This is a genomic window from Streptomyces sp. NBC_00667 (assembly GCF_036226825.1).
Classification (GTDB): domain Bacteria; phylum Actinomycetota; class Actinomycetes; order Streptomycetales; family Streptomycetaceae; genus Streptomyces.
Window position 1 is genome coordinate 1,129,989 of record NZ_CP109022.1, and the last position, 24,841, is coordinate 1,154,829.

The 24,841-nt window shown below is 72.9% G+C and carries 23 protein-coding genes; 14 read left to right on the top strand and 9 right to left on the bottom strand.

The annotated features are described in order from the left end of the window. Window positions 1-40 precede the first annotated feature (40 nt). Together purB and mug are read left to right on the top strand one after the other, a co-directional pair. On the top strand, window positions 41-1,474 hold the full coding sequence (purB, locus tag OHA81_RS05465) for an adenylosuccinate lyase (RefSeq protein ID WP_329193305.1): 1,434 nt from the start codon (window positions 41-43) through the stop codon (window positions 1,472-1,474). Beyond that, a complete protein-coding gene (gene mug, locus OHA81_RS05470; protein ID WP_329202007.1) occupies window positions 1,471-2,028 on the top strand; it encodes a G/U mismatch-specific DNA glycosylase in 558 nt (185 codons plus the stop codon). Before purB ends, mug begins: the two co-directional genes overlap by 4 nt. 19 nt (window positions 2,029-2,047) lie before the next feature. Here the strand turns inward: mug and OHA81_RS05475 are convergent, their stop codons facing one another. The 3 genes from OHA81_RS05475 to OHA81_RS05485 form a co-directional block, all read right to left on the bottom strand. Beyond that, the gene (locus tag OHA81_RS05475) at window positions 2,048-2,485 is read right to left on the bottom strand and encodes a hypothetical protein (RefSeq protein WP_329193307.1); all 438 of its coding nucleotides are present in this window, start codon (window positions 2,483-2,485) and stop codon (window positions 2,048-2,050) included. A 55-nt stretch (window positions 2,486-2,540) separates the two neighbouring features. Beyond that, a complete protein-coding gene (locus OHA81_RS05480) occupies window positions 2,541-3,293 on the bottom strand; it encodes an ABC transporter permease (RefSeq protein ID WP_329193308.1) in 753 nt (250 codons plus the stop codon). Window positions 3,294-3,358: 65 nt separating this feature from the next. Continuing rightward, window positions 3,359-4,273 carry an ABC transporter ATP-binding protein gene (locus tag OHA81_RS05485; RefSeq protein ID WP_329193309.1) on the bottom strand — a complete coding sequence of 305 codons (915 nt, stop codon included), beginning with the start codon at window positions 4,271-4,273 and terminating at the stop codon, window positions 3,359-3,361. Between the two features lie 108 nt (window positions 4,274-4,381). Here OHA81_RS05485 and OHA81_RS05490 point away from each other — a divergent pair, with 108 nt between their 5' ends. From OHA81_RS05490 to OHA81_RS05510, 5 genes are all read left to right on the top strand, one after another. Next, on the top strand, window positions 4,382-5,563 hold the full coding sequence (locus OHA81_RS05490) for a sensor histidine kinase (RefSeq protein ID WP_329193311.1): 1,182 nt from the start codon (window positions 4,382-4,384) through the stop codon (window positions 5,561-5,563). A 4-nt stretch (window positions 5,564-5,567) separates the two neighbouring features. Further along, entirely contained in the window at window positions 5,568-6,218 is a 651-nt protein-coding gene (locus tag OHA81_RS05495; protein ID WP_329193313.1) for a response regulator transcription factor, read from the top strand. A 101-nt stretch (window positions 6,219-6,319) separates the two neighbouring features. Next, window positions 6,320-7,477: an ROK family transcriptional regulator gene (locus OHA81_RS05500; protein ID WP_329193315.1), complete on the top strand. Its 1,158-nt coding sequence runs from the start codon at window positions 6,320-6,322 to the stop codon at window positions 7,475-7,477. 136 nt (window positions 7,478-7,613) lie between these two features. After that, entirely contained in the window at window positions 7,614-8,471 is an 858-nt protein-coding gene (locus OHA81_RS05505) for a HEAT repeat domain-containing protein (RefSeq protein ID WP_329193318.1), read from the top strand. Window positions 8,472-8,763: 292 nt separating this feature from the next. Then, window positions 8,764-9,309, top strand: a complete 546-nt coding sequence (locus OHA81_RS05510; RefSeq protein ID WP_329193320.1) for an EF-Tu/IF-2/RF-3 family GTPase — start codon at window positions 8,764-8,766, stop codon at window positions 9,307-9,309. Between the two features lie 331 nt (window positions 9,310-9,640). Here OHA81_RS05510 and OHA81_RS05515 read toward each other — a convergent pair whose 3' ends face one another. Beyond that, window positions 9,641-10,405 (bottom strand): GntR family transcriptional regulator, encoded by a 765-nt coding sequence (locus tag OHA81_RS05515; protein WP_329193322.1) that lies wholly within the window; start codon window positions 10,403-10,405, stop codon window positions 9,641-9,643. Between the two features lie 351 nt (window positions 10,406-10,756). On the opposite strand from OHA81_RS05515, the gene OHA81_RS05520 reads away from it, so the two are divergent. From OHA81_RS05520 to OHA81_RS05535, 4 genes are all read left to right on the top strand, one after another. After that, window positions 10,757-11,623, top strand: a complete 867-nt coding sequence (locus OHA81_RS05520) for an alpha/beta fold hydrolase (protein ID WP_329193324.1) — start codon at window positions 10,757-10,759, stop codon at window positions 11,621-11,623. 98 nt (window positions 11,624-11,721) lie between these two features. Beyond that, complete coding sequence (locus OHA81_RS05525) at window positions 11,722-13,320, top strand: alkaline phosphatase D family protein (RefSeq protein WP_329193326.1); 1,599 nt, start codon at window positions 11,722-11,724, stop codon at window positions 13,318-13,320. Window positions 13,321-13,564: 244 nt separating this feature from the next. Next, complete coding sequence (locus tag OHA81_RS05530; protein ID WP_329193328.1) at window positions 13,565-15,013, top strand: GNAT family N-acetyltransferase; 1,449 nt, start codon at window positions 13,565-13,567, stop codon at window positions 15,011-15,013. Between the two features lie 130 nt (window positions 15,014-15,143). Beyond that, a complete protein-coding gene (locus OHA81_RS05535) occupies window positions 15,144-16,850 on the top strand; it encodes a DUF885 domain-containing protein (RefSeq protein WP_329193330.1) in 1,707 nt (568 codons plus the stop codon). 123 nt (window positions 16,851-16,973) lie between these two features. Here the strand turns inward: OHA81_RS05535 and OHA81_RS05540 are convergent, their stop codons facing one another. Then, window positions 16,974-17,510 (bottom strand): rhodanese-like domain-containing protein, encoded by a 537-nt coding sequence (locus OHA81_RS05540; protein WP_329193333.1) that lies wholly within the window; start codon window positions 17,508-17,510, stop codon window positions 16,974-16,976. A gap of 94 nt (window positions 17,511-17,604) precedes the next feature. On the opposite strand from OHA81_RS05540, the gene OHA81_RS05545 reads away from it, so the two are divergent. Continuing rightward, window positions 17,605-18,051, top strand: coding sequence for an Lrp/AsnC family transcriptional regulator (locus tag OHA81_RS05545; RefSeq protein ID WP_329193335.1), 447 nt, complete (start codon window positions 17,605-17,607; stop codon window positions 18,049-18,051). Window positions 18,052-18,087: 36 nt separating this feature from the next. On the opposite strand, the gene OHA81_RS05550 is transcribed toward OHA81_RS05545, so the two are convergent. The 3 genes from OHA81_RS05550 to OHA81_RS05560 form a co-directional block, all read right to left on the bottom strand. After that, window positions 18,088-21,099, bottom strand: a complete 3,012-nt coding sequence (locus tag OHA81_RS05550; protein WP_329193337.1) for an SMC family ATPase — start codon at window positions 21,097-21,099, stop codon at window positions 18,088-18,090. Next, on the bottom strand, window positions 21,096-22,265 hold the full coding sequence (locus OHA81_RS05555; protein WP_329193339.1) for an exonuclease SbcCD subunit D: 1,170 nt from the start codon (window positions 22,263-22,265) through the stop codon (window positions 21,096-21,098). The genes OHA81_RS05550 and OHA81_RS05555 overlap by 4 nt, the downstream gene beginning before the upstream one ends. A gap of 116 nt (window positions 22,266-22,381) precedes the next feature. After that, the gene (locus OHA81_RS05560; RefSeq protein WP_329193341.1) at window positions 22,382-23,008 is read right to left on the bottom strand and encodes a YigZ family protein; all 627 of its coding nucleotides are present in this window, start codon (window positions 23,006-23,008) and stop codon (window positions 22,382-22,384) included. A 259-nt stretch (window positions 23,009-23,267) separates the two neighbouring features. Between OHA81_RS05560 and OHA81_RS05565 the strand changes: the two genes are divergently transcribed. Next, the gene (locus OHA81_RS05565; RefSeq protein WP_329193343.1) at window positions 23,268-23,651 is read left to right on the top strand and encodes a DUF3887 domain-containing protein; all 384 of its coding nucleotides are present in this window, start codon (window positions 23,268-23,270) and stop codon (window positions 23,649-23,651) included. 87 nt (window positions 23,652-23,738) lie between these two features. Continuing rightward, window positions 23,739-24,143, top strand: a complete 405-nt coding sequence (locus tag OHA81_RS05570) for a CoA-binding protein (protein ID WP_329193345.1) — start codon at window positions 23,739-23,741, stop codon at window positions 24,141-24,143. A gap of 9 nt (window positions 24,144-24,152) precedes the next feature. Here the strand turns inward: OHA81_RS05570 and OHA81_RS05575 are convergent, their stop codons facing one another. Continuing rightward, window positions 24,153-24,749, bottom strand: a complete 597-nt coding sequence (locus OHA81_RS05575; protein ID WP_329202009.1) for an XRE family transcriptional regulator — start codon at window positions 24,747-24,749, stop codon at window positions 24,153-24,155. Window positions 24,750-24,841 lie beyond the last annotated feature (92 nt).

Genomic DNA, 24,841 nt, shown 5'->3' on the forward strand with positions numbered 1-24,841 from the left:
GCGTAAACGCACAGCGGCGGCCCAAGTAGAATCCCTACACGTGACAGCCAAGCCCCGCATCCCCAATGTCCTGGCCGGCCGCTACGCCTCCGCGGAGCTCGCCGTCCTGTGGTCCCCCGAGTACAAGGTGACGCTGGAGCGGCGGCTGTGGCTCGCCGTGATGCGTGCCCAGAAGGACCTCGGCATCGAGGTCCCGGACGCCGCCCTCGCCGACTACGAGCGCGTCCTGGAGACCGTCGACCTCGCCTCCATCGCCGAGCGCGAGAAGGTCACCCGGCACGACGTGAAGGCCCGCATCGAGGAGTTCAACGCCCTCGCCGGCCACGAGCACGTCCACAAGGGCATGACCTCCCGCGACCTCACCGAGAACGTCGAGCAGCTCCAGATCCGGCTCTCCCTGGAACTGGCCCGGGACCGCACGGTCGCCGTCCTCGCCCGCCTCGGCAAGCTGGCCGGCGAGCACGCCGAGCTGGTCATGGCCGGCCGCTCCCACAACGTGGCCGCGCAGGCCACCACCCTGGGCAAGCGTTTCGCCACCGCGGCCGACGAGCTGTTGGTCGCCTACGACCGCCTGGAGAACCTGCTGGCCCGCTACCCGCTGCGCGGGATCAAGGGTCCGGTCGGCACCGCCCAGGACATGCTCGACCTGCTGGGCGGCGACGCCGCCAAGCTCGCCGACCTGGAGCAGCGGATCGCGGCCCACCTCGGCTTCGCCCAGGCCTTCACCTCCGTCGGCCAGGTCTACCCGCGCTCCCTCGACTACGACGTGGTCACCGCCCTGGTGCAGCTGGCCGCCTCGCCGTCCTCGATCGCCAAGACGATCCGTCTGATGGCCGGCCACGAGCTGGTCACCGAGGGGTTCAAGCCCGGCCAGGTCGGCTCGTCCGCGATGCCGCACAAGATGAACACCCGCTCCTGCGAGCGCGTGAACGGCCTCATGGTCATCCTGCGCGGTTACGCCTCGATGACCGGCGAGCTGGCCGGCGACCAGTGGAACGAGGGCGACGTCTCCTGCTCCGTGGTCCGCCGCGTGGCGCTGCCCGACGCGTTCTTCGCCTTCGACGGTCTGCTGGAGACGTTCCTGACCGTCCTGGACGAGTTCGGCGCCTTCCCGGCGGTCGTGGCCCGCGAACTGGACCGCTACCTGCCCTTCCTCGCCACCACCAAGGTGCTGATGGGCGCGGTACGGGCCGGGGTCGGCCGGGAGGCCGCCCACGAGGTCATCAAGGAGCACGCCGTGGCCTCCGCGCTCGCCATGCGCGAGCAGGGAGCCGAGCGCAACGAGCTCCTGGACAAGCTGGCCGCCGACGAGCGGATGCCGCTGGACCGGGCGCAGCTCGACGCCTTGATGGCCGACAAGCTGTCCTTCACGGGCGCGGCCGGTGACCAGGTCGCCACGGTGATCTCCCGCATCGAGGACATCGCCAAGCAGCACCCTGAGGCCGCCGGGTACACGCCGGGGTCGATCCTCTGACCCCCGACGAGCTGAACGCCGCCCGTGACCGCGTCGTCCCCGACGTGGTCGCGGGCGGTCTGCGCGTGCTCTTCTGCGGGATCAACCCGGGGCTCCTCTCCGCCGCGACGGGCCACCACTTCGCCCGCCCCGGCAACCGCTTCTGGCCGGTGCTGCACCTGTCCGGCTTCACCCCGCGCCGGCTGGCCCCCGCCGAGCAGGAAGAGCTGCTGACGTACCGCCTCGGCATCACCAACGTCGTGGCCCGCGCCACGGCACGCGCCGACGAGCTGAGCGCCGAGGAATACCGGGAGGGCGGCCGTACCCTGACAGCCAAGGTGGAACTCCTGCGCCCCCAGTGGCTGGCCGTGGTCGGCGTCACCGCCTACCGCATCGCCTTCCAGGAGCCGAAGGCCAAGATCGGTCCCCAGGAACGCACCATCGGAACCACCCGTGTCTGGGTCCTCCCCAACCCCAGTGGTCTCAATGCGCACTGGACGGCAGCGACCATGGCCGAGGAGTACGCCCGCCTCCGCGCCGCCGCCGAGGCCGCCGACCGGGCACCTGGCGCCTGACGCCTGACGCCTCGGCCGACTACGGCGGGTCGATCACGGTGACGCCCGCCATCAGCCGGAACGGGTCCTCCGCCTCCCAGTGGGCGACGTAGGCCACGAGCCACCGGTCCTCGGCCCGCCACATGTGCACGTGGTCGGTGCTGTTGCTGAGCTCCTCCCACGGTTCCGGTATCTCCTCCCCTTCGAGCCCCCGGTGCATCGTCCCCTCAAGGGTGAAGAGCTGTGGCTCTCCCCAACGGTCGGTGAGCGCCTGCTCCAGCGCCCCGTATTCGGCACTGATCTGGTCGGCCGCCTCGATCCGCCCCGAGCCGTCGTCCTCCCAGAAGTCCCGCGTCTCCACGAGCTGGACCAGGTGGTACCCCGGTCCACTGCTGTGCCGGCCGAACCAGACCGGTTCCGGAGGAAACACCTGCGCCCGGAGCCGGTCGATCGTGTCGAGATGCTCTGCCGTGGTCATGCCGTCAGTATCTCGGCGGGCACTGACAACTGGCCCTGCGTCACGCCGTACTGGGTCACGCCGCCCGGCGCCGCACCGCCAGCCATCCCGCCCCGAGGGCCGCAAGCGACCACACCGCGGCGACACCGAGCCCGCTCCACGGGCCGAGCGCCCCCTCCGCATCCGTGCGCATGACCAGTTGCCCTGCCCGGTCGGGCATGAACTGGCCCGCCCCGCCCGCCACCTGGCCGATGACGAAGGGCAGGATCAGCAGGAAGGGTATGAGCAGGCTCATCACGAGGGTGCCGCTGCGCACCAGCGCCGTCAGACCGGCCGACAGCAAGGCGATCAGCATCAGGTAGACGCCGCTGCCGAACACCGCCCGCAGCACGCCGGGATCACCCATGCCCAGAGCCCGCTCCCCCATGAGGGACTGTCCGGCGGCGAAGGCCGCCACACCGGTGATCTCCCCGACCAGGAGAGCCAGTACGGCCACCACTGCGGTCTTGGACAGGTACAGCCGGCTCCGATCGGGCACGGCGGTCAGCGAGACCCGAAGAGCTCCGTCACGGAACTCGCCGGCGAATGCGGTCGCGCCGAACGCGACGGCCGCTATCTGGCCCAAGTTGATGCCGTAGAAGGCCGCGGCGAGCCGGTCGTCTCCCAGCGCGTCCTCCTGCCCCGCACCGAGCGCTCCGGTGACGAGGACGGTGACACCGGCGGTGGTGAGCAGCACGGCTATGAGAGACCCCAGGGCCGCGCGGGCGGACCGTATCTTGATCCATTCCGAGTGCAGTACGGGGACGGTGGGCAGGCTCGCTGCGGTCACGGCGGTAGCTCCGTTCGAAGGCAGGGGTAGAGGAATGAGGTACCGGGATCGGGGATCGCGGGACATCAGGCGGGCGTCGCGACGAACTGGGCGCGGCCCGCGGTGAGTTCGAGGTAGACCTGTTCCAGCGAGGCCCGCTCGTCGGACAGCTCCAGCAGCGGCACCCCGTGGCGGGCCGCGAGTGCGCCGATGTGTTCGGCCCGTATGCCGTCGACGCTCCAGGACCCGTCCTCGCCGGCCAGGAGCACGAGGCCCTCGTCGGCCAGCACCTCCCGCAACCGGTGTGGGTCGGAGGTCCGCAACCGCGCACGGGGGGAGCTACGGGAGTCGATGAACTCCTTCATGGGGCTGTCGGCGAGCAGTTTGCCCTGACCGAGCACGATGAGGTGGTCGGCGAACGAGGCGGTCTCGGCCATCAGGTGACTGGAGACGAGGACCGTGCGCCCTTCGCCGGCGAGGCCTCGCATCAGCTCCCGGATCCAGATGATGCCCTCCGGGTCCAGGCCGTTGGCCGGCTCGTCCAGGAGCAGCACCGCCGGGTCCCCGAGCAGTGCCGCGGCTATGCCCAGCCGCTGGCGCATGCCGAGTGAGAAGGTCTTCACCCGGCGGCGGCCCACCGAGGCGATGCCGCACTGCTCCAGTACCGCGTCCACGCGCTCCGCCGGAATGCTGTTGCTCACGGCGAGGGCGAGCAGGTGATCCCGTGCGGTACGCCCGCCGTGGGCTGCTTGCGGGTCGAGCAGCGCGCCCACCTGGCGCAGCGGCTGCCGGAGTTCGGTGAATCGGGTGCCTGCGATGGTGGCGGCGCCGGATGTCGGCTGGTCGAGCCCGAGGACCAGACGCATCGTCGTGGACTTTCCCGCCCCGTTGGGACCGAGGAAACCCGTCACACGGCCGGGCAGGACATCGAAGGTGAGGTGGTCCACGACCCGTGTGGTGCCGTAGGCCTTGGTCAGTTCGCGGATCTCGATGCGGTTCATGGCTCAAGACTCACCGCGGTCCCCCGCCCTCCTCCTCCCCCGTGCGGGGGTGCTGTCTCCCCCACGTGGGGGAGACGTCCCGCACCCGGGAACTGCCACGATGAAGCCATGTACCGACTGCTCCGCGCACCGCTCCAGGCGGTGACGTACTCCCGCTGGCTGCATCTGTGCGTTCCGTTGTTGCTGCTGGCGATCTGGATGTTCATCTCGCCCGACAGGCCGTGGGTGCCGTTGCTGATCGTCGTCCCCTTCGGATTCGTGCCGTGGGTCCGGCTGGCCGAGGGCCTGCAGGCCCGGTTCCTGCTGGCTCCGGACGAGGACGACTCGCCCGTCGCGGGCATCACCGCGGCCCCCTCGGCGCGTTGGGCCGACCGGTGGCGGACCCTTCTGTGGCTGGAGATACGGCTGGCCGTCGCCGGCGCCGCCATGTTCGCGACCGTCGCCCTGCCGGTACTCAGCCTCCAGCTGATCGCGATCGCGGTCGGACACCCGTCGGGGGCGGCGGACCACGCGGTGCCGTTCCCCACGCCACCGCGTTGGGCGGCTGCCATGCTGGCACCGCTTCCCTTGGTCCTGCTGATCGTCATCGTGGTGCTCCTCGGCGAGATGATCACTGCGATCGCCCGCCGACTGCTGGGGCCGTCCGCGGCGGAGCGGGTGACGGCGCTGGAGGCCAGGACGGAGCAGTTGCTGGAGCGGACCCGGATGGCGCGGGAGCTGCACGACTCGATCGGTCATGCGCTGACCGTCGCCGTCGTGCAAGCCGGCGCGGCGCGGGCCGCCGGGGACCCCGCGTTCACCGAACGGGCGCTGTCCGCGATCGAGGAGACGGGCCGGGCGGCCCTGGAGGACTTGGAGCGGGTCCTGCTGGTCCTGCGGGAGTCGGCACAGCCGCCGTCCCAGCGTCCCACCCTGGCCGAGGCGGACCGGCTCCTGGAGTCGGCGCGCGCTTCAGGGGCGGATGTGGATGTCCGACTGAGGGGTTCGCTCGAGACATTGCCGGGCCCCGTCACCCGGGAGGGGTACCGGATCCTCCAGGAAGCGCTGACCAATGTGCTGAGGCATTGCGGTCCCGTACCCGTCCGGGTGCGGGTCGAAAGGGCCGCGGACCGGCTCGACTTGGAGGTGTCGAACCCGCTCCCGGACGGGCCGAGCGTCATCACGGGCAACGGCAGCGGCCTGCGAGGGATGCGTGAGCGGGCCGCACTGCTCGGCGGGGAGGCCGAGACCGGTCCGCACGAGGGGCGTTGGAGGGTGCGCGCCCGGCTTCCGCTGGAGCGAATACCCTGACGGGATGCCGGTTACCGTACTGCTCGTCGATGACGAACCCCTGGTGCGCGCGGGCTTGCGTGCCGTTCTCGAAGCCCAGCCTGACATCGAGGTCGTCGGCGAGGCGGCGGACGGGGCGTCCGTGGTCCCGCTGGTGCGGCAACTGCGTCCGGACGTGGTGGCGATGGACGTACGGATGCCGCTGCTCGACGGGATCGAGGCGACGCGTGCGGTGCTGCGCTCCGTGGACGCACCGCCGAAGATCCTCGTGGTCACCACCTTCGAGAACGACGAGTACGTCTACCAGGCGCTGCGTGCCGGGGCCGACGGGTTCCTGCTGAAACGAGCCCGGCCGTCGGAGATCGTGCACGCGGTACGGCTCGTCGCGGAAGGCGAGACCCTCCTCTTCCCGGCCGCGGTGCGGGCGCTGGCAGCGGAGTACGGCAACCGCAAGGCCCGGACGCTGCTGGAGCGGGCCGCGCTCACCGAACGCGAGGAGGCGGTGCTCCGGCTGATGGCGCGGGGGCTGACCAATGTGGAGATCGCCACCGAGCTGATCGTCGGCACGGAGACGGTCAAGTCCCACGTCAGCGCGATCCTGGCGAAGCTGGGTGCGCGCGACCGGACCCAGGCGGTCATCACGGCGTACGAGTCCGGATTCGTCTGCCCCGCCTGAGGCGACCGCGTGGATCCGGCCGATGGGGGGCCGCTTCTCGCCGCCACACCAGGGGCGCAGTACGATCCGGCTGACAGGGCCGCTAGCTGGGAGGACACACGTTGGGGCAGCTGACCGGCGGGGATCCCTCTCTGCTCCGGCGCATCAATTCGGCCGTGGTGCTGCGCGCCCTGCGGGCGGCCGGGTCGCCGACCCTCACCGACCTCACCCGGGTGACCGGCCTGTCGCGGCCGACCGTCGAGGGAGTCGTCGAAGGGCTGATCGGGGCCGGGCTCGTCGTCGAGGCAGACGCCGAGGAGGGTGCGCGGCGGCAGGGCCGACCGGCCAGGAGGTTCCGCTTCCGGGCCGAGGCGGGTCACCTGCTGGGCATCGAGATCGGCTCCCACCGGGTCGCCGTGCTGCTGTCCGGACTGGACGGGCGGGTGATCGGCGCGGGTACCAAGGACGTCGCCGAGACGGCTTCGGCCGACGAGCGGCTGGAGCGGGTCCGAGCGGCGGTGGCCGACCTGCTGCGGCGTGCGGGCGTACCCCGGGACTCGCTGCGTGCGGTGGGTGTCGGCAGCCCCGGCATCGTGGAGGCGGACGGCACGGTCCGCCTCGGGACGGCGCTGCCCGGCTGGACGGGGCTGCCGCTCGGGGACCGGCTGCGGCGCTCGTTCCGCTGTCCGGTGCAGGTGGAGAACGACGCCAACGCCGCGGCGGTCGCCGAGCACTGGAAGGGCGCCGCACGGGACACCGACGACATGGTCTTCGTGATGGCGGGCCTCAGCCCCGGCGCGGGCTCCTTGATCGGCGGTCGGCTGCACCGCGGGTTCGGCGGGGCGGCCGGTGAGATCGGTGCGCTGCACCTGCTGGGACGGGAGGCCACGCCGGAGAGGCTGCTGTCGACCACCGGTGAGCCGCTGCACCCGCTGGACGAGCCTGCGGTCGCCGAGGTGTTCGCGATGGCCAGGCGGGGGGACCCGCGTGCGGTGGCCGCTGTGGAGCGCTTCCTGCAACGGCTGGTGCACGACGTGGCGGCGCTGGTCCTGGCGATGGACCCGGAGCTGGTGGTGGTCGGCGGCTGGGCGGCCGGCATCGACGGCGTCCTCGAACCGCTACGCCGCGAGCTGGAACGGTATTGCCTGCGGCCGCCGAAGGTTGCGCTGTCGCTGCTCGGCGAGGCGGCGGTGGCCACGGGAGCGCTGCGGCTCGCGCTGGACCACGTGGAAGAGGAGCTGTTCGCGGTGGAGAAGACGGTAACGGCCCGCCGCCGCTGAGGACCGCCTCGAGCGTGCCCCTCCGGCTCGGGTCTCCCGCTACCCCGGGGCAGCCGTGGCCGACCGCGAAAACCAGCCGCTGTCTCATGCCGGTGCTGGTGCCGGTGCCGGTGGCTCCCACCGTAGGGTGAGCGGCATGACCGGGGCTGGTGGGACACGGGACGGGACGGAGCGCACGGCGCTGCGAGGTGTACTGAACGAGTGGGACGCGCGGCTCGACGCGTGCGCCGGGCGCGGGCCGGGAGCGCGCGGCCGGTTCGAGGACCTGGTGGAGCAGTTGCGTACACCCGCCGCCGCGTTCCTGCGGCCGGAGCTGGAACAACGGCTTGCCCGTTACGCCCACGCGGGCGACTCTCTCGTCCGCGACCTCCTGGCCCACATCCTGGCGGGCGCCTGCGGGAAAGAGGCCCTACCTGCCCTGCTGTGCGCAATGGCGAGTGATCGCAACGGCGACGGGGAAACGTTGCAGCTCGACGTCCTCGACCTGTTCGATGCCTGGCCGGAGACGTCGCTCGAACTGGTCCTGGAGTACATCGCCTCGGACGACCCCGGCAAGCGGCTGGTCGGTCTCTGGGGCGTGAGCGTCATCGACTTCGGCGGGACCAAGTACTTCGCCTTGATCGCTGACGCGGCTTCAGACCCCGAACCGCGCGTGCGCGCCGAAGTGATGAGTACCCTCGGCACCGTCTTCGGCACGGGTGATCCCACACGGGCCCGAGCTCTCTTGAGCGCCGGCACAGATGATGCTGCGCCCGAGGTCAGGAGCGCAGCCGTACAAGCCCTCCACTCCTCGCGCGACGACGCGGTCACCCACATCCTGGTGGCCCGTGCCGGCGACGTCGACCCCAGGGTCCGGTACGCGGCTGCGTGGTCGCTGGCTCGGAGACCGGCCTCCGAGGCTCGCGCCGCGCTCGGACGACTCACGGCGGACGTGGACGCGGACGTACGCGATGCCGCGCGCAAGGTCCTTGGTTCGCCGACCAGTTCCCTCTGACCTCACGCGCCGAGCAGCAAGAACGCCGGGCATCTTCCGGCACCTCCACCTATGCACGCTGGGCAGTTCGCCGACAGCGGGACGTTGAGGCCGCTGCCGACGAGGGTGGGCTTCGAGCGCTCCTCGGCCTGCGACGCAATGCCTGCATCGGCTCCTCGGCTGAGCGGCCCGCGGTCGTTGCTAGCCTCTGACTCCCGTTCGCGGGTGCCACATGGATCACGAGGGAGCAGGGGTACGCATGGATGGACCTCCAGGTGAGAAAGTGGCGGGCGCAGGAGAAAGGCCGTTCCTGATGCCCGTCGAAGACGTCTTCTGCCTGAAACAGGGCAGGGTGGTCATGGCGACGGGTCGGATCGCACGCGGCCGGGTACGCAAGGGCGACGCGGTGGAGATCATCGGCTCGGGTGGCGGCGCGACCGCTCTCATCGCGGACATCGAACGGAACCGGGTGTCCATCGGGGAGGCACGGGCGGAGATGAACGTGGGGGTGCTGCTCCGTGGCATTGCCGCGGCCGCGGTCGAACGGGGACAGGTGCTCGCGGCACCAGGATCGGTCAGCGCCCATACCGGCTTCACTGCCGACATCACCTTGCTGTCCGAGGAGCAGGGCGGTGCGGAGGTCGTCTCCGGCGCTCGCCTCCTTTTCCACGCCCGCACGGCCGCAGTTCTGGGCACGGTCACACTGCCCGAGGGTGCCGACACGGTCCGGCCGCTTCACGGAGCCGAGGTGACAGTGGTGCTCGATGAGCCTGTCGCGCTGGAGGAGGGCCAGCCCTTCGCGTTCCGTCATCACGGTCGTGCCGCCGGATCCGGCACCGTCATCCAACTCTCGCGTTGAGCCTCACGCATGAGCGGAGCCCGAGCCGGATCGCGATCGGGCGTCGGCGCGGGTAGCGGCGGTGACGGCGCGAGGAACACGCCGTGTCCCGCCCGGATGGTCCGGCCCTGTGCGCGGATGCCCGCTGCCCACGCACGTGCCCGTGCGCTCGCGTGCGCCCGCCCGGACGCGCGCGGCCCGACGGAGGGCGCCGGCTGCGAGCTGCCGCGGCATCGAGCTGCGGGCGGAGGGCCGTCAGGCCCGGGCTACGGCGAGCGAGGCGCCCGGGGTGCGGTCGCGGGCGGGTGGGGCCGGGGTGGCCGGCAGTGGGGAGGCCGGGGCCGCCGGTGGGTCAGGAGGCGGCGCAGGTGTCCGCGATTTCGACTCCGGCGTCCCCGAAGGTCAGGCGGCAGGTGTCCGCGCGGTAGGTGGCCACCGAGACGGCGGCCGTGCCCTCGGCGGTGAAGTAGCGGGTGGTCACCAGCAGCACGGGGGCACCGGGCAGCCGGTCCAGCTCCTTGGCGTCGTCGGCGCGGGCGGAGCCGAGTTCCACCGAGCGGTCCTGCCCGTCGAGGGTGAGCCGCTGGAGCTCCCGCAGCACCGCCCGGGCCCGCGCAGGGCCGGCCGGAGCGTCGATGGCGGAGAGGCCCGGCACGGATCCGGCGGGCACGTACAGCAGCTCGGCCGCGACGACCTGCCCCTGCGTGACGCGGGTCCGGCGCACCGTGTGCACCGGCTGGTCGGCGGCGAAGCCCGGCCCGGCGGCCAGCAGCGTACGGACCGAGGCGGGCGCGACGGCCAGGGCCGCGTCCACGTTCTCCCAGCCGTCGCCGCTCTCCCCCGGCCAGCTGTGGCCCGTACTGCCGACGGCGACGCCCACCCGGGGCGGGGCGACGGTGGTGCCGACGCCCCGGCGCCGCTGCAGCCGCCCTTCCAGCTCCAGCTGCTCCAGCGCCTGACGCAGGGTGGCGCGGGCGACGCCGAAGCGGGCGGCGAGCTCGCGCTCGTTGGGCAGGACCTCACCCACGGCGAAGTCCTGGTCCAGCGCCTCGCTGAGAACGGTCTTCAGGTGCCAGTACTTCGGCTCCGGCACCGATTCGAGCTGCGTGGTCCCCACCCTGACTCCTCCTGCAATCGCTGCACGCCGTATTCCAGCGGCAGTTCCGCACCGCAGTTCCGCGCCTTTGTTTATTAAAGGTTCCTGCACTATCCCTGGCGACGATAGGACGGCGCACCACCTTGGTCAAGACCAATGCTCGCCGCTACCCCGGGCAGATCGGGCGTATGTGGCGCATATGTAGTAAGCCGTTCACATGATGTTCCTCCCGGAGCGCCGGGCGCGTGACGTGTGCGCTCGCGAGGTGGCGTGAGGGGAAGAGCGCGCCGCGGCGCCTTGCCCTCGGCACCTACTGAGCGGTAGTCATTACTGACAGCCTGTCTCACACGCGTCCACCCGACGAGGAGCAGCATGACCGCCACGGTCTCCTTCCCCATCGATTCGCCGCACGGCCCGCGCACCGCCACCGTCGCCTACGAGCGCAAGGGCGCCGGCGAACCGCTTCTCCTCCTGCACGGCATCGGCCACCACCATCAGGCCTGGCATCCGGTGACCGACGTCCTGGCCGCCGAACACGACGTCATCGCCATCGACCTGCCCGGCTTCGGCCTCTCGGGCCCGCTGCCCCACGGCGTCCCCTACGACCTGGCCACCGTCGCCCCGGCCCTCGGCGCCCTCTGCTCCGCGCTCGGCGTCGAGCGCCCGCACGTCGCAGGGAACTCACTCGGCGGTCTGCTCGCGCTCGAAATGGCCCGCGGCGGCCTCGTCCGCTCGGTCACCGCCCTGTCCCCCGCCGGATTCTGGTCGCCGGCCGAGCGCCGTTACGCCTTCACCGCCCTGCGCGCCATGCGCACCGGAGCCCGGGCGCTGCCCCGCCCCGCGCTGGAGCGGCTCTCCCTCACCGCCCCGGGCCGGGCGGCGCTCACCGGCAGCATCTACGCCCGCCCGGCGCGCCGTTCCCCCGAGGCCGTGGTCGCCGAGACGCTGGCCCTGCGCGGGGCCACCGGCTTCGACGAGACGCTGGCGGCGGGCGTCTCCGTCCGGTTCACCGTCGACCTGCCCGGATTGCCCGTCACCATCGCCTGGGGCGACCGCGACCGGCTGCTCCTGCGCCGCCAGGGCGTCCGCGCGAAGCAGGCCATCCCCGGCGCCCGCCTGGTCCGGCTGCCCGGATGCGGCCACGTCCCGATGAACGACGATCCGGCACTCGTCGCCCGGGTCATCCTCGACACGGCGCGAACCGCCTCCCCCGTGCCCGCGGAAGCGGTGATCGGCTGACGGGTGTTCACCCGCGGTTCGCGTGGGCGACGCGGCCGGGCCGGTGTGCGTCGGCACACTGGTCCGGCCCACCCCCCGCCGGTCCCTGGAGACGCACCATGGCACCCACGCCGCACACCCGACGGTCCCTGCTCGGCGGTTCACTCGCCGTCCCGGCCGGCCTCGCCCTGTCCGGCGCGCTCGCCGCACCGGCGTTCGCCGCCGCCCGCAAGGCACCGGCCCTCGCCCTGTCCGGTCGGCCGAGCGCGCTCTGGGGCACCCAGTCCGGCGAGGTCACCGCCCACTCCGCGACCGTCTGGACGCGCTCCGACCGCCCCGCCCGGATGTACGTCGAGACGTCCCCGAGCGAATCGTTCCGCTACGGCGTGCGCCGCCACGACGGCCCCTTCCTCGGGCCCGGCACCGACTTCACCGGCACCACCTCGCTGCGCGACCTGCCTCCCGGACGCCAGATCCACTACCGCGTGCTGCTCGCCGACCCCGCCGACCCGCGCCGCACGAGCGAGCCGGTCCGCGGCACCTTCCGCACCACACCCGTCTCACGCCGCGACGACGTGCGCTTCCTGTGGTCCGGGGACCTCGCCGGCCAGGGCTGGGGCATCAATCCCGACCTCGGCGGGTACCGGGTCTTCGAGGAGATGCGGCTGCGCGACCCGGACTTCTTCCTGTTCAGCGGTGACACCATCTACGCGGACGGCCCGATCCAGGCCTCCGTCACCCGCCCCGACGGCAGTGTGTGGCGCAACGTCACCACCGCGGAGAAGGACAAGGTCGCCGAGACACTGGCCGAGTTCCGCGGGAACTTCCGCTACAACCTGCTCGATCACAACCTCAGGCAGTTCAACGCCCAGGTGCCGGTGCTCGCCCAGTGGGACGACCACGAGGTGCGCAACAACTGGTACCCGGGCCAGCTCATCGAGGACCCCCGCTACACCGTCAAGGACGTCGACACCCTCTCCGGGCGGGCCCGGCAGGCCTTCGGTGAGTACTTCCCCGTCACCGACCTGCGCGGCGGCCGCGCCGAGGGCCGGATGTACCGGGTGATGCGGTACGGCCCGCTGCTCGACGTGTTCGTCCTGGACATGCGCACGTACCGTGACGCCAACTCCCCCGGCACGCAGACCGAGGATCCCATCGGCATCCTCGGTGCGGAGCAGCTGGCCTGGCTCAAGCGCGAGCTGTCCCGCTCCCGCGCCACTTGGAAGGTCATCGCCGCCGACATGCCGCTGGGCATCGTCGTCCCCGACGGCGCCGCGAACTTCGAGGCGGTCGCGCAGGGCGATCCGGGCGCACCGCTCGGGCGTGAGCTCCAGATCGCCGAACTCCTGCGCCACATCAAGCACCAGCGCATCACCGGCACCCTGTGGCTCACCGCCGACGTCCACTACACGGCCGCGAACCACTACGCGCCGGAGCGGGCCGCATTCACCGACTTCGCGCCGTTCTGGGAGTTCGTCTCGGGCCCCATCGGCGCCGGCGGCTTCCCGGCCGGCCGGCTCGACGCCACCTTCGGCCCGCGGACGGCGTACGTCCAGTCCGCGCCTATCGCCAACATGTCGCCGGCGGAGAACCCCCCGTATTACGGAGAGGTGTCGATCGACGGGGGCAGCGGCGAGCTCACCGTCCGCTTGCGCCGCCAGGGAGGCGGCGTACTCTTCACCACGACCCTCCAGCCGGGGCGCGTGGGACAGTCGTAGCGGCCCGCACCCACGACGGGCACCACGGCCCGGGCCGGGACAGCCGCGCCGGCACCGGCCCCGGCCCGGGAAACCGACTCGGGAAGCCAGCCCGGGAAACCAGCCCGGGAAACCGACCCCAAACGGGCAGCTCACCCGAACCGGCCAAACCAGCCATGGGGGCCAGATCCACCGGATCGACACTTAACCAGTCGGTCACAGATCGTTCGTGATCACGCAACACCCCTGCGCCACAGTGGTGTGCATGACTGACCGTAACCCCGCCTCCGCCCAGCGTCCCCACCGCCACCACTGGCGCCGTGACCTCGTCGAACTCGCCGCCCTGTTCTGCGCCGTCGCGGTCGCCGACGGCATCGCCAACCTCGTCGCCCACGGCCCCAGGGGCCCCGTCCTGCTGGTGGCCTCGGCCGTCGCACTGCTGGTCACAGCGGCGTTCCACACCTGGTGGGCACGCCGCCACAGCCACGCGCCGCCGCCGGACCCGGCCCACCCCGACCCGGGCGGCAAGACCGCGACGCCCGCCACCACGACGACGAGGACCACGGCCACGACGGCCACCACGACCGCGGCCGCCCTGTGGCGGATGCGCACGACGGTACGGGACGAGCCCGGCAGCCTGGCCGCGCTCTGCTCGGCCCTCGCCCACAACGGCGTGGACATCCTCACCCTCCAGACCCACCCGCTGCCCGAAGGCGGCACCGTCGACGAGTTCCTGCTCCGCGCCCCTCAGGAGCTGCCCTCCGCCGACCTGACCCGGGCCATCGCCGGCGCGGGCGGCCGCAGTACCTGGATCGAGCGCGCCGACGCCCACGACCTGGTCGACACCCCGACCCGGGTACTGGGCCTCGCCACCCGCACCGCCCTGGACGCCGCCGAACTCCCCCTGGCCCTGCGCCAGCTGCTCGGTCGCTGCACCATCCACTCCATCCCCGCGACCACCCTCTCCGGCCGCCCCAACGCGGGCGCCGACGCCCCGGTCGAGGGGGTCCTGGAGGCGACGGTGATGCGGCTGCGCGACCCGTCGGGCGGGGCCATCACCGTCGAACGCCCCTACCTGCCCTTCACCCCCACCGAGTTCGCCCGAGCCCGGGCCCTCGTCGAACTCGACGCGCGCCTGGGCCCGCGCGTACCGCGCAGCCAGGACGTACTGACGCTGCCCGAGGGCAACGAGATCACCGTGCGCCGTGCCGACGGCTCCGACCGGGCCGCCGCCCGCGCCATGCACGACCGCTGCTCCGAGCGGACGCTGGGCCTGCGCTACCACGGCCCGGTCGCCGACGCCGACCGCTACCTGGGGCACCTGCTGAGCCCCCGCTTCGGCCGTACCCTCGCCGCCACCACCGCGTCCGGCAAGCTCGTCGCCCTCGGCCACCTGCTGTGGGACGGTGACGAGACCGAGGTGGCGCTGCTCATCGAGGACGACTGGCAACGCCGGGGCATCGGTTCCGAGCTGCTGCGCCGCCTCATCGCCATGGCCGTCGAAGCCGGCTGCGACAGCGTGTACGCCGTCACCCAGGCCGCCAACACCGGCATGGTCGCCGCGATGCGCGGCCTCGGCCTGCCCCTCGACTACCAGATCGAGGAGGGCACCCTGGTGATCACGGCGCGGCTGGACGCGACACCGGTCACCTCCCGGCTCCCGTACGAAGTCCCGCGCGAGCGGCCCGCGTACGAGACGCGCCACCGGGGCTGAGCGGCGGCGCGGCACCGCGTGGAGGCGGACCCTCGGCAACCCGGGTCCGCCTTCGGTCCGCCTTCCCCCGTAAGCAGGCCCAGAGCGAACGCTGATGACGCGGGGAGGTCCCCCGTACGAAGATGGCCGCATGTCAGACACCCTCCACAGTGACAGCGCCACCAGGCTTCCCCGCCAGGTCGCAGACGCGTACGTAGACGACCTGATCGCCCTCAACCCGGTCATCGGCACCTACCTCGGGGTCACCGCCAGCTCCGGCAAGCTCCCGGACTACTCCCCGGCCGGCCGCGCGGCCGTCGCCGACCTCGCCCGCGCCACCCTCGCGCGGCTCGACGCCGCCGAGCGGCTGCCCGGCGCGGACTCCGAAGCCGAGCGGCGCTGCGGCCGCCTGCTGCGCGAGCGCCTGACGGCGGAGCTCGCCGTATACGAGGCCGACGAGGACCTGTGCACGGTCAGCAACATCCACTCCCCGGCGCACGAGGTCCGCGAGGTCTTCACCCTGACCCCGGCCGAGACCGACGAGGACTGGGCCGCGATCGCCCAGCGCCTGCGCGCGGTTCCCGAGGCCTTCGCCGGCTACCGCGAGAGCCTGGCGCTCGGCCTGGAGCGCGGTCTGTACGCCGGCCCCCGCGCGACCGCCACCTTCGTCGGCCAGCTCACCACCTGGGCGGGCCAGGACACCGACGGCGAGCGGGACTTCTTCGGTGACTTCGTCACCGCCGGCCCCGAGACCCGGCGCGCCGAGCTGGACAAGGCCGCGGCCGGGGCCACCGCCGCCGTCATGGAGCTGCGCGACTGGATGCGCGACGTGTACGCCCCGTCCGTGGAGGGCCGCCCGGACACCGTGGGCCGCGAGCGCTACGCCCGCTGGGCGCGCTACTTCAACGGCGCCGACCTGGACCTGGACGAGGCCTACGCGTACGGCTGGGCGGAGTTCCACCGGTTGCTGGCCGAGATGAAGGCGGAGGCGGCCAAGATCCTTCCGGGCGCCGGCCCCTGGGAGGCCCTCAAGCACCTCGACGAGCACGGCACCCACATCGAGGGCGTCGAGGAGGTGCAGGCCTGGCTCCAGGGCATCATGGACGAGGCCATCGAGAACCTCGACGGAACCCACTTCGAACTCGCCGAGCGGGTCAAGAAGGTGGAGTCCATGATCGCCCCTTCGGGCGGCGCGGCGGCTCCGTACTACACCAGCCCCTCCGAGGACTTCTCGCGCCCGGGACGCACCTGGCTGCCGACCATGGGCCAGACCCGGTTCCCGGTGTACGACCTGGTCTCCACCTGGTACCACGAGGGGGTTCCGGGCCACCACCTCCAGCTCGCCCAGTGGACGCACGTGGCGGACCGGCTCTCCCGCTACCAGGCGAGCGTCGGCATGGTCAGCGCGAACAGCGAGGGCTGGGCCCTGTACGCGGAGCGGCTGATGGACGAACTCGGCTACCTGCGGGACGCCGAGCAGCGGCTGGGTTACCTGGACTGCCAGATGATGCGCGCCGCGCGGGTCATCGTGGACATCGGCATGCACCTGGGCCTGGAGATCCCGGCGGACTCGCCGTTCCACCCGGGCGAGCGCTGGACGGTGGAGCTGGCGCAGGAGTTCTTCGGCCTGCACAGCGGCCGGCCGGCGGACTTCATCGAGAGCGAGCTGACGCGCTACCTGTCGATGCCGGGGCAGGCGATCGGCTACAAGCTGGGCGAGCGTGCCTGGCTGCTGGGCCGGGACAACGCGCGCGCCGCGCACGGCGACTCCTTCGACCTGAAGGCGTGGCACATGGCGGCGCTGTCGCAGGGCTCGCTCGGCCTGGACGCGCTGGTGGAGGAGCTGTCGAGGCTCTGACCGGAGCCGGCCCGTACGGACGGGCCGCTCGCCTCCCCCGTGGGGCGAGCGGCCCGCCGCTCGGGGCCGTCCGGCCACCGCTGCGGCGTCAACGGCCGTGGTGTTTCAGCCCGGTCGGCGGTCTCAGCAGCCGCAGTCGTCGGAGTCGGTCGGCGCGGTCAGCGGGTCGGCGACGGCGCGCTGCTCGCTGCCCTGCCAGGTCTCGACCTCGAAGCCCTCGCGGATCCAGTACTCGATGCCGCCGAGCATCTCCTTGACCCGGAAGCCCAGTTCGGCGAGGGCCAGGGCGGAGCGGGTGGCGCCGTTGCAGCCGGGCCCCCAGCAGTACGTCACCACCGGGACGTCCTTGTCCAGGAGCCGCTCGGCCTGCTCGGGGATGAGCGCGGTGGGCAGGTGGATCGCACCGGGCACGCGGGCCTGGTCCCAGGAGGGCGTGGAGCGGGAGTCGATGAGCTGGAAGCCCAGTTCGGCGCCCTGCTCCCGGTGGGTCTTGAAGGCGGCGGCGACGTCGGACACGTCCGCGTGGAAGGCGAGGCTCGCCGAGAAGTAGGCGGCGGCCGCGGCCGGACTGGCCGGGGGCACCCGGAGCACGGGGTTGGCGGGGGCTGCAGTGGAGGCAGGGGCTGCGGTTGCGGTGGGCTGGACCTGGGTCGTCGTCATGGCTCAGAATCTACGAGCTACCCGAAGGCCCCGGAAGTGGATTTCCCCGGCCTTCCCCGTGTTCCACCGGGGAATCCCCTGCTATACAGGCGCCATGAGCGACCATTCCCCCGACGCCACCGACTGGCGGATCTTGCAGGCCCTCCAGGCCGACGGTCGCGCCAGCTTCGCGGATCTGGCCCGTACCGTCTCGATGTCCGCCAGCGCCGTCACCGAACGCGTGCGGCGGCTGGAGGAAGCCGGCGTCATCACCGGCTACACCGCCGTGGTGGACCCGGAGAAGCTCGGCAAGTCCATCCTCGCGCTGATCCGGCTGCGCTACCCGCACGGCAACTACAAGCCGTTCCACGACCTGTTGGAGGCGGCCCCCGAGATCCTGGAGGCGCACCACGTGACCGGTGACGACTGCTTCGTCCTCAAGGTCGCGGCACGCTCGATGTCGCACCTGGAGGAGGTCGCCGGCCGGATCTCCGGCCTCGGCCCGGTCACCACCAGCATCGTCTACTCCTCTCCGCTCCCCCGCAGGCCGCTGAGTCCGTGAGGCGTGGGCAGCGGGCAGCGGGCGGCGGGCAGCGGTTCAGCCCGCCGGACTCCCCACCCGGTGGCGCACCACCGAGCCGCCGCGCTGCTTGACGACCTCCAGCTGGGCCTGGACCCGGGTCCGCAGGTCGGCGACGTGGCTCACGATGCCGACGCTGCGGTCCCGTTCGCGCAGGGAGTCCAGTACGTCGAGCACCTCGTCCAGGGCCTGGTCGTCGAGGCTGCCGAAGCCCTCGTCGATGAAGAGGGTGTCGAGGCGCATGCCGCCCGCCTCGTCGGTCACCACGTCGGCCAGTCCCAGCGCGAGGGCGAGCGAGGCGAAGAAGGTCTCACCGCCGGACAGGGTGGCGGTGTCCCGCTCGGTTCCCGTCCAGGCGTCCACGACGTGCAGCCCGAGGCCGGAGCGGCCCCGGCCGCCCGCCCGCGCGTCGGAGTGGACCAGGGTGTAGCGGCCGCCGGACATGCGCAGCAGCCGTACCGTCGCCGCGGCCGCGACCTGCTCCAGGCGCGCGGCCAGTACGTACGACTCCAGTCGCATCTTGCGCTCGTTGTCGGCGGAGGTGCCCGCGGTGAGTCCGGCCAGCCGGGCCACCCGGTCGTACTCCTCGCGCAACGGGCCCAGGGCGCGCAGTTCCTGGTCCGCCCGCTGTGAGAGCCGGTCCAGTTCGGCGCAGCTGACGCGGGCGGCGTCGACGGCCGAGCCGGCTTCCCTCAGTTTCGCCGCCGCCGCGGCCGCGTACTCCTCGGCGCCTTGCGGATCGGCGGGCGGGAGCGCGGCCGCCGCCGTGGTGTCGTGCTCGGCGTGCCGGTCGGCCAGCATGGCTTCCTCGGCCTGCCAGGCGTCCAACCTGTGCTGGAGGGCGGTGCGTTCGTACTCCGGCAGCACCGCGTCGGCCGCCGCCCCGGTGGTGTCGAACCCGGCCTTGAACGCCGCGTCGGCCAGCTGGTCGTCGGCCTCCTTGAGCCGGGCGGCGGTGGCGTCGGCGCGGCGCAGCGCGGCGGCGGCCGCGGTGACGATCCGGACCCGGTCCTCCAGCACCCTGGCCCGGGCCGCGACACTGGGCGCGTCGCCCCGCACGAGGGCCAGCTCGGCCTCCAGCGCGGCCTGTTCCCGGTCCAGGGCCTCCCGTCGCGAGGCCCTGGCGGCGGCCCGGCGTTCGGCGTCGAGCCGGTCGGCGCTGCGCGCGGCGTACTCGCGCTCGGCGCGGGCCAGCCGCTCCCGGGCGGTGTGCAGCCCTGCCGCATCCGCGTGGGCGGCGGCGTGGCGGGCGCTCAGGTCGGAGGTCAGCGCGAGGAGTTCGGCGGTGGTGGCGTCCCTGGCGGCGGCCGCGGCTTCGGCCTCGGCCTCCCGGACCGCGGCCAGCTTCCGTTCGGCGGCGCCGCGCCGCTCCTCGGCCTGCTCGAAGCGGGCGTGGGCGGCGTCCTCGGCGGCCCGGTCGACGTGTCCGGGGGCCGGACGCGCGGGGAGCGGGTGCTCCGCCGACCCGCACACCTTGCAGGGCTCCCCCGCCACCAGGGCGGCGGCCAGTTCGGCGGCGATCCCGCTGAGCCGGGCCTCCTTCAGCTCCAGCCAGTCCTCCCGCGCGGCGGCGGACTCCTCGCGCAGCCGCAGCAGTGCGGCGTCGGCGACTTCGGCGTCGGCGGCGAGGGCGTCGCGCCGCCGGGCGGCGTTCAGGTGCAGCCGTGCGGGCTCCAGCCGGGCCGCGAGCTGTTCGGCGAGGGTGGCGGCCTGCTGGGCGGCTTCCACCCGGCCGGCCAGCTCGGCGCGGGTGCCCTCCCAGCGGGCGAGCCACTCGGCGGACTCCTGACGCTGCTCCTCGTCGTCGCGGGACTCCCGGTCCAGCGTGGCGCGCTCGCGGCTGATCCCGGCGCTGCGCTGCTCGGCCCGCTGGGCGGCTCCGACGGCGCCGAGTTCCTCACGCAGCCGCTGCTCGGTGGCGGCGAGCTGCTCGGCTCCGGCTTCGGCGAGGGCGGGCGGGAGTTCGGCGAGGGCGAGCGTCTGCGCGTGGGCGGCGGTCAGGTGCGCGGCGGCGGCGGCCCCGCGCAGTTCCAGGGCGGGGGCCACGAGGGCTCCCCGGCGGGCCCGGTCGAGCAGGGCGCGCACCCGCTCCCTTTCAGGCGCGGCGGCTTCGAGCAGGGCGGCCCGGCGGGCGGTCTCCGCGTGACGGCGCTGCAACCGGTCGAGTTCCCGCGCCTCCTCGGCGGCCCGCCGGGCGGCCGCGTACCGGCTCTCCACGGCGGCCAGCGCGTACTCCGCGACGGTGAGCCGCTCCCGGGCGGCGCAGCGGGCGACGGCCGCCCAGGCACGGACGGCGTCGGCGAGTCCGGGTTCGCCCGGCTGGTGGCGGGGCATCGGCCAGCCGCGCAGGTCGGCGCTGTCGCCCGCGGCCTGGGCGATGCGCTGGGCGACACCGAGCACCTTCTCGTCGCCGGCCCGCACCTTGGCCTCGGCCGCCCGGCGCCGCTCGGCGAGCAGGGTCTCGACGGCGGCGAAGCGGCGGGTGTCGAAGAGGCGCCCGAGGAGCCGCCCGCGGGCTTCGGCGCCGGCGCGCAGGAACTGGGCGAACTCGCCCTGCGGCAAGAGCACGACCTGGCAGAACTGTTCGCGGCTCATGCCGAGCAGCTGCTCGATCTCCTCGCCGATCTCCTGGTGGGAGCGGCTGAGCCCCTGCCAGACGCCGTCGACGCGTTCGCGCAGCCGGCTCTGGGCGCGGTCCTTGGTCGTGCCGCTGCCGCGCTTCTTGGGCCGGTCCTGCTCGGGCCGCCGGGTGATCTCCAGGCGGCGTCCGCCCGCGGTGAGTTCGAGGGTGACTTCGGTCGCGGTGCCGGGGGCGGCGTGGTCGCTGCGCAGGCTGGTGAGGTGGGGGAGGCGGGAGCCGGGCACGGCCCCGTAGAGCGCGAAGCAGACGGCGTCGAGGACGGAGGTCTTGCCCGCTCCGGTGGGTCCGTGGAGCAGGAAGATCCCGGCGCCGGAGAGGGCGTCGAAGTCGATCTCCTGGGGCTCGGCGAACGGCCCGAAGGCGGTGACCTGGAGCCGGTGCAGCCTCATCGGAGGGTCTCCTGGACCACGGCCCGGGTGCGTACGTCGTCGAAGGCGCCGCGCAGCACGGCCCGTTCGTCGTCGTCGGCGTGGCCGCCGCCGCGGACGTGCGCGACGAAGTCCTCGGCGATCTCCTGGTCGGTGCGGCCCCTCAGGCGCTGCGCGTAGGAGGCCGCGCCGTCCTCCTCGCGGCCTTCGGGGTCGAAGGCGAGGCTCAGGACGTGCGGGAAGCGGGCGGCGAGGCGGGCCATGGGGTCCTGGGGCCGGACGGGGTCGGTGAGGGTGGCTTCGATCCAGCGGTCCTCGTGGGCGTCGAGGGCCGGGTCCTCCAGCAACTCCTCCAGCCGCCCGCGCAGGCGCCCGAGGGCGCGCGGTACGGGGGTGTCGATCCGTTCGGTGGTGACGAGTTCCCCGGCCGGCCCGAGTTCGACCAGCCACATCGTCTTGCGGTGGTCGGCCTCGGAGAAGGAGTAGGCGAGCGGGGAACCCGAGTAGCGCACCCGTTCGTTGATCTTCTGGCAGCCGTGGAGGTGGCCGAGGGCGGCGTAGTCGACCCCGTCGAAGACGGCCGCGGGCACGGCCTCCACTCCGCCGACGGTGATGTCGCGCTCGCTGTCGCTGGCCTGTCCGCCGGTGACGAAGGCGTGGGCGAGGACGATGGAACGGGTCCCGGGGGCCCGGTCGGCCAGGTCGGCGCGCACCCGGTCCATGGCCGCGCCCAGCACCGCTTCGTGGCTGACCTTCGGCGCGCCGAGGGCCTCCTTCACCAGGGCCGGCTCCAGATAGGGCAGCCCGTACAACGCCACATCCCCGTGTACGTCGGCCAGCACCACGGGGTCCGCACAGCCGGCGGGATCGGTCCTGAGGAATATCCCGGCCCCCTCGATCAGCCCGGCCCCGACCCCCAGACGGCGGGCGGAGTCGTGGTTCCCGGAGATCATCACCGTGGGCACGCCGAGGGCGGCGAGCCGGTGCAGGGCCCGGTCGTACAGTTCGACGGCGGCCAGCGGGGGCACGGCCCGGTCGTAGACGTCCCCGGCGACGAGGACGGCGTCGACCCGGTGCTCTTCGACGGTCGCGACGAGGTGGTCGATGAAGGCGGCCTGGGCGCCGAGCACGTTGACGCGGTGGAAGGACCGCCCGAGGTGCCAGTCGGAGGTGTGCAGAAACTTCACTCGCCGGCCTCGCCGCGCATGCCCGTCCCCCTGGTCGTCCTCCGGCCCACTGCCCCCTCTACGCTAACCCGTCGCGGGGGCCGCCACGGCCGCTCCGCCGAGACCGGGGATGCGGCTCAGGGCGCGTACGTCTCTCCGCCCAGGGTGAGGGTGGCGCTGCCCGCGGTGCTGTCGGCCAGCCAGGCCTCGAAGGCGGGGAGGTCGGCTTCCGGAAGGGCGACCTCGATCTCCACGGCGGAGCCGTAGCGCAGGTCGACGACGGTCCGGCCGGTGGAGCGCAGGTCGTTTTGGGTCTTGTCGGCCCGCTGGTGGTCGACGGTGACGGTGGCCAGCCGGTAGCGGCGCCGGGTGACGGTGCCGAGCGCGTCGAGCGCTTCGCCGACCACCCCTCCGTAGGCCCTGATCAGCCCGCCCGCGCCGAGCTTGACCCCGCCGTAGTAGCGGGTGACCACGGCGACGGCGTACCGGATGTCGCGCCGCGTCAGCATCTGCAGCATCGGCACCCCTGCGGTGCCGCCGGGCTCGCCGTCGTCACTGGCCTTCTGGACGGAGGCGTCGGCGCCGATCACGTAGGCGAAGCAGTTGTGGGTGGCGGTGGGGTGCTCCTTGCGGACGCGCGCGATGAACTCCTGGGCCTCCTGCTCCGTCGCGGCGGGCGCGAGCGAGCACAGGAACCTCGAGCGGTTGATCTCCGCCTCGTGCACGCCCTCCCGGGCCACCGTCACGTACTGGTCTGCCTTCACCGCTCCACCCTAAGCGGTGGCCCGGAACCGGCCGACCGGCCGGCCACGGGGCGGCCGGGCAGCCGAAATGCGGCCGCCATCGGGGCGATCTACGGTGAACGCATCCGGCCCCACCGAACGCGGGAAGGGGAAATCCATGTTTTTGCTTCCCGGCAAGGACACGACGCGCGGCGGAACGCGGCGGCGGCTCCTCCTCCTGGCGCCCGCGGTCCTACTGGCTTCCCAAGCGGTCCTGCCGATCGGCGGTCGAGTTGCGGGTGTGACCCAGGCCCACGCCGCCGAGCACGCCGCGGTCCCGGCCGCGGTGACGGTTGCGGCTCGGCCCGATTACGAGCAGCTCGCCCTCGACACCCTCGGCGAAGTGACACGGGGCGACTTCACCGCCGTCTCGGCCCGCTTCGACGAAGCCCTTCGCGGACAGGCCACTGCGGAGTTCCTCGCGAAGTCCTGGAACGACTACCAGAAGACGTTCGGTCGCTTCGAGTCGCACGGGGACCCGAAACAGGTCGCGTCCGGCAATGGGAACGTGGTCGATGTCCCGCTGCACATGGCGAAGCAGCCGGGGACTTTCCGCGTCACCTTCAACACGGACGGACAGATCGTGGGCCTGTTCTTCCTGCGCACGGGAGTTCCGGTCCCGTAGCGGGGGAATCGGACACCTGCCCTCTCCGTTGATCCCTTCGCGCGGGCCGTCACGAGCCGGTCCGGCGGGCGACAGGAGGCGGTGCGCGTGTACGGCGACCAGGAGACCATCCGCAGGATCCTCACCGAAGCCGGGGACACCTGGGCCGTGGTGGGCCTGTCCAACAACGAGCGGCGGGCGGCCTACGGGGTGGCGCGGGTGCTCCAGCGGTTCGGGAAGCGGGTGGTTCCCGTACATCCCAAGGCGGAGACGGTGCACGGCGAGCCCGGGTACGCCTCGCTGGCGGACATCCCGTTCGCGGTCGACGTGGTCGACGTCTTCGTCAACAGCTCCCTCGCCGGAGCGGTCGCCGACGAGGCGGTGGCGGTCGGCGCGAGCGCCGTCTGGTTCCAGCTCGGGGTGATCGACGAGGCGGCCTGGGCGCGGACGCGCGAGGCGGGTCTGCTGATGGTGATGGACCGCTGCCCCGCCATCGAGATCCCCGCCCTGTAGCGACGGCCGTCAGTGCGAGGGCGGCTGCTCGTGCCCGCTGACCGGCGGGATCGAGACCGCCATCGTCATCTCCATCGGCTCCGCGCCTTCGTTGCGGTACTCGTGCGGGACGTTCGCCTCGAAGGAGACCGCCCCGCCCTGCGGCACCTCGTAGGGTTCGCCGTCGACGGTGAGGGTGAGCCGTCCGGCCGTGACGTGCAGCATCTCCAGGGTCCCGGCCGGGTGCGGGTCCGACCCGGTGCCCTCGCCGGGCTCCAGCCGGTACGCCCACACCTCCAGCGGGCCGCGCCGGTCGTCGCCGAGCAGCATGGTCGCACCGCTGCCGCCGGCCGTGGACCACATCCGCACCCCCTGACCGGGCTCCACCACGTGCACCCGCGGGCCGCGGTCGCGGTCCAGCAGGGTGGTGATGCTGACGCCGAGGGCGTCGGCCAGCTTGACCGTGGTGCCGACGCTGGGGTTCGTCCGGGCCTGCTCGATCTGGATGATCATCCCCCGGCTCACGCCCGCCCGCGCCGCCAGCGCTTCGAGGGTGAAACCGCGTTCACCGCGCCAGCGCCGGAGGTTCCGGCCGAGCGCCTGAGTGAGCTGTTCCAGGTCCGACACCATTCCCCCAGCTTCGGCGTCCCACGTCACGGCGTCCAATATTTTGGATGACGCAGTCCAGCAGACTGAACTGCGGTGTGGTGTACTCGACG

Bases quoted from the DNA above. Each gene is read 5' to 3' on its own strand.
- OHA81_RS05475 (WP_329193307.1), bottom strand. From the start codon at position 2,485: ATGACCACGGCAGAGCATCTCGACACGATCGACCGGCTCCGGGCGCAG.
- OHA81_RS05485 (WP_329193309.1), bottom strand. From the start codon at position 4,273: ATGAACCGCATCGAGATCCGCGAACTGACCAAGGCCTACGGCACCACA.
- OHA81_RS05490 (WP_329193311.1), top strand. From the start codon at position 4,382: ATGTACCGACTGCTCCGCGCACCGCTCCAGGCGGTGACGTACTCCCGC.
- OHA81_RS05495 (WP_329193313.1), top strand. From the start codon at position 5,568: ATGCCGGTTACCGTACTGCTCGTCGATGACGAACCCCTGGTGCGCGCG.
- OHA81_RS05505 (WP_329193318.1), top strand. From the start codon at position 7,614: ATGACCGGGGCTGGTGGGACACGGGACGGGACGGAGCGCACGGCGCTG.
- OHA81_RS05510 (WP_329193320.1), top strand. From the start codon at position 8,764: ATGCCCGTCGAAGACGTCTTCTGCCTGAAACAGGGCAGGGTGGTCATG.
- OHA81_RS05520 (WP_329193324.1), top strand. From the start codon at position 10,757: ATGACCGCCACGGTCTCCTTCCCCATCGATTCGCCGCACGGCCCGCGC.
- OHA81_RS05525 (WP_329193326.1), top strand. From the start codon at position 11,722: ATGGCACCCACGCCGCACACCCGACGGTCCCTGCTCGGCGGTTCACTC.
- OHA81_RS05530 (WP_329193328.1), top strand. From the start codon at position 13,565: ATGACTGACCGTAACCCCGCCTCCGCCCAGCGTCCCCACCGCCACCAC.
- OHA81_RS05535 (WP_329193330.1), top strand. From the start codon at position 15,144: ATGTCAGACACCCTCCACAGTGACAGCGCCACCAGGCTTCCCCGCCAG.
- OHA81_RS05540 (WP_329193333.1), bottom strand. From the start codon at position 17,510: ATGACGACGACCCAGGTCCAGCCCACCGCAACCGCAGCCCCTGCCTCC.
- OHA81_RS05545 (WP_329193335.1), top strand. From the start codon at position 17,605: ATGAGCGACCATTCCCCCGACGCCACCGACTGGCGGATCTTGCAGGCC.
- OHA81_RS05550 (WP_329193337.1), bottom strand. From the start codon at position 21,099: ATGAGGCTGCACCGGCTCCAGGTCACCGCCTTCGGGCCGTTCGCCGAG.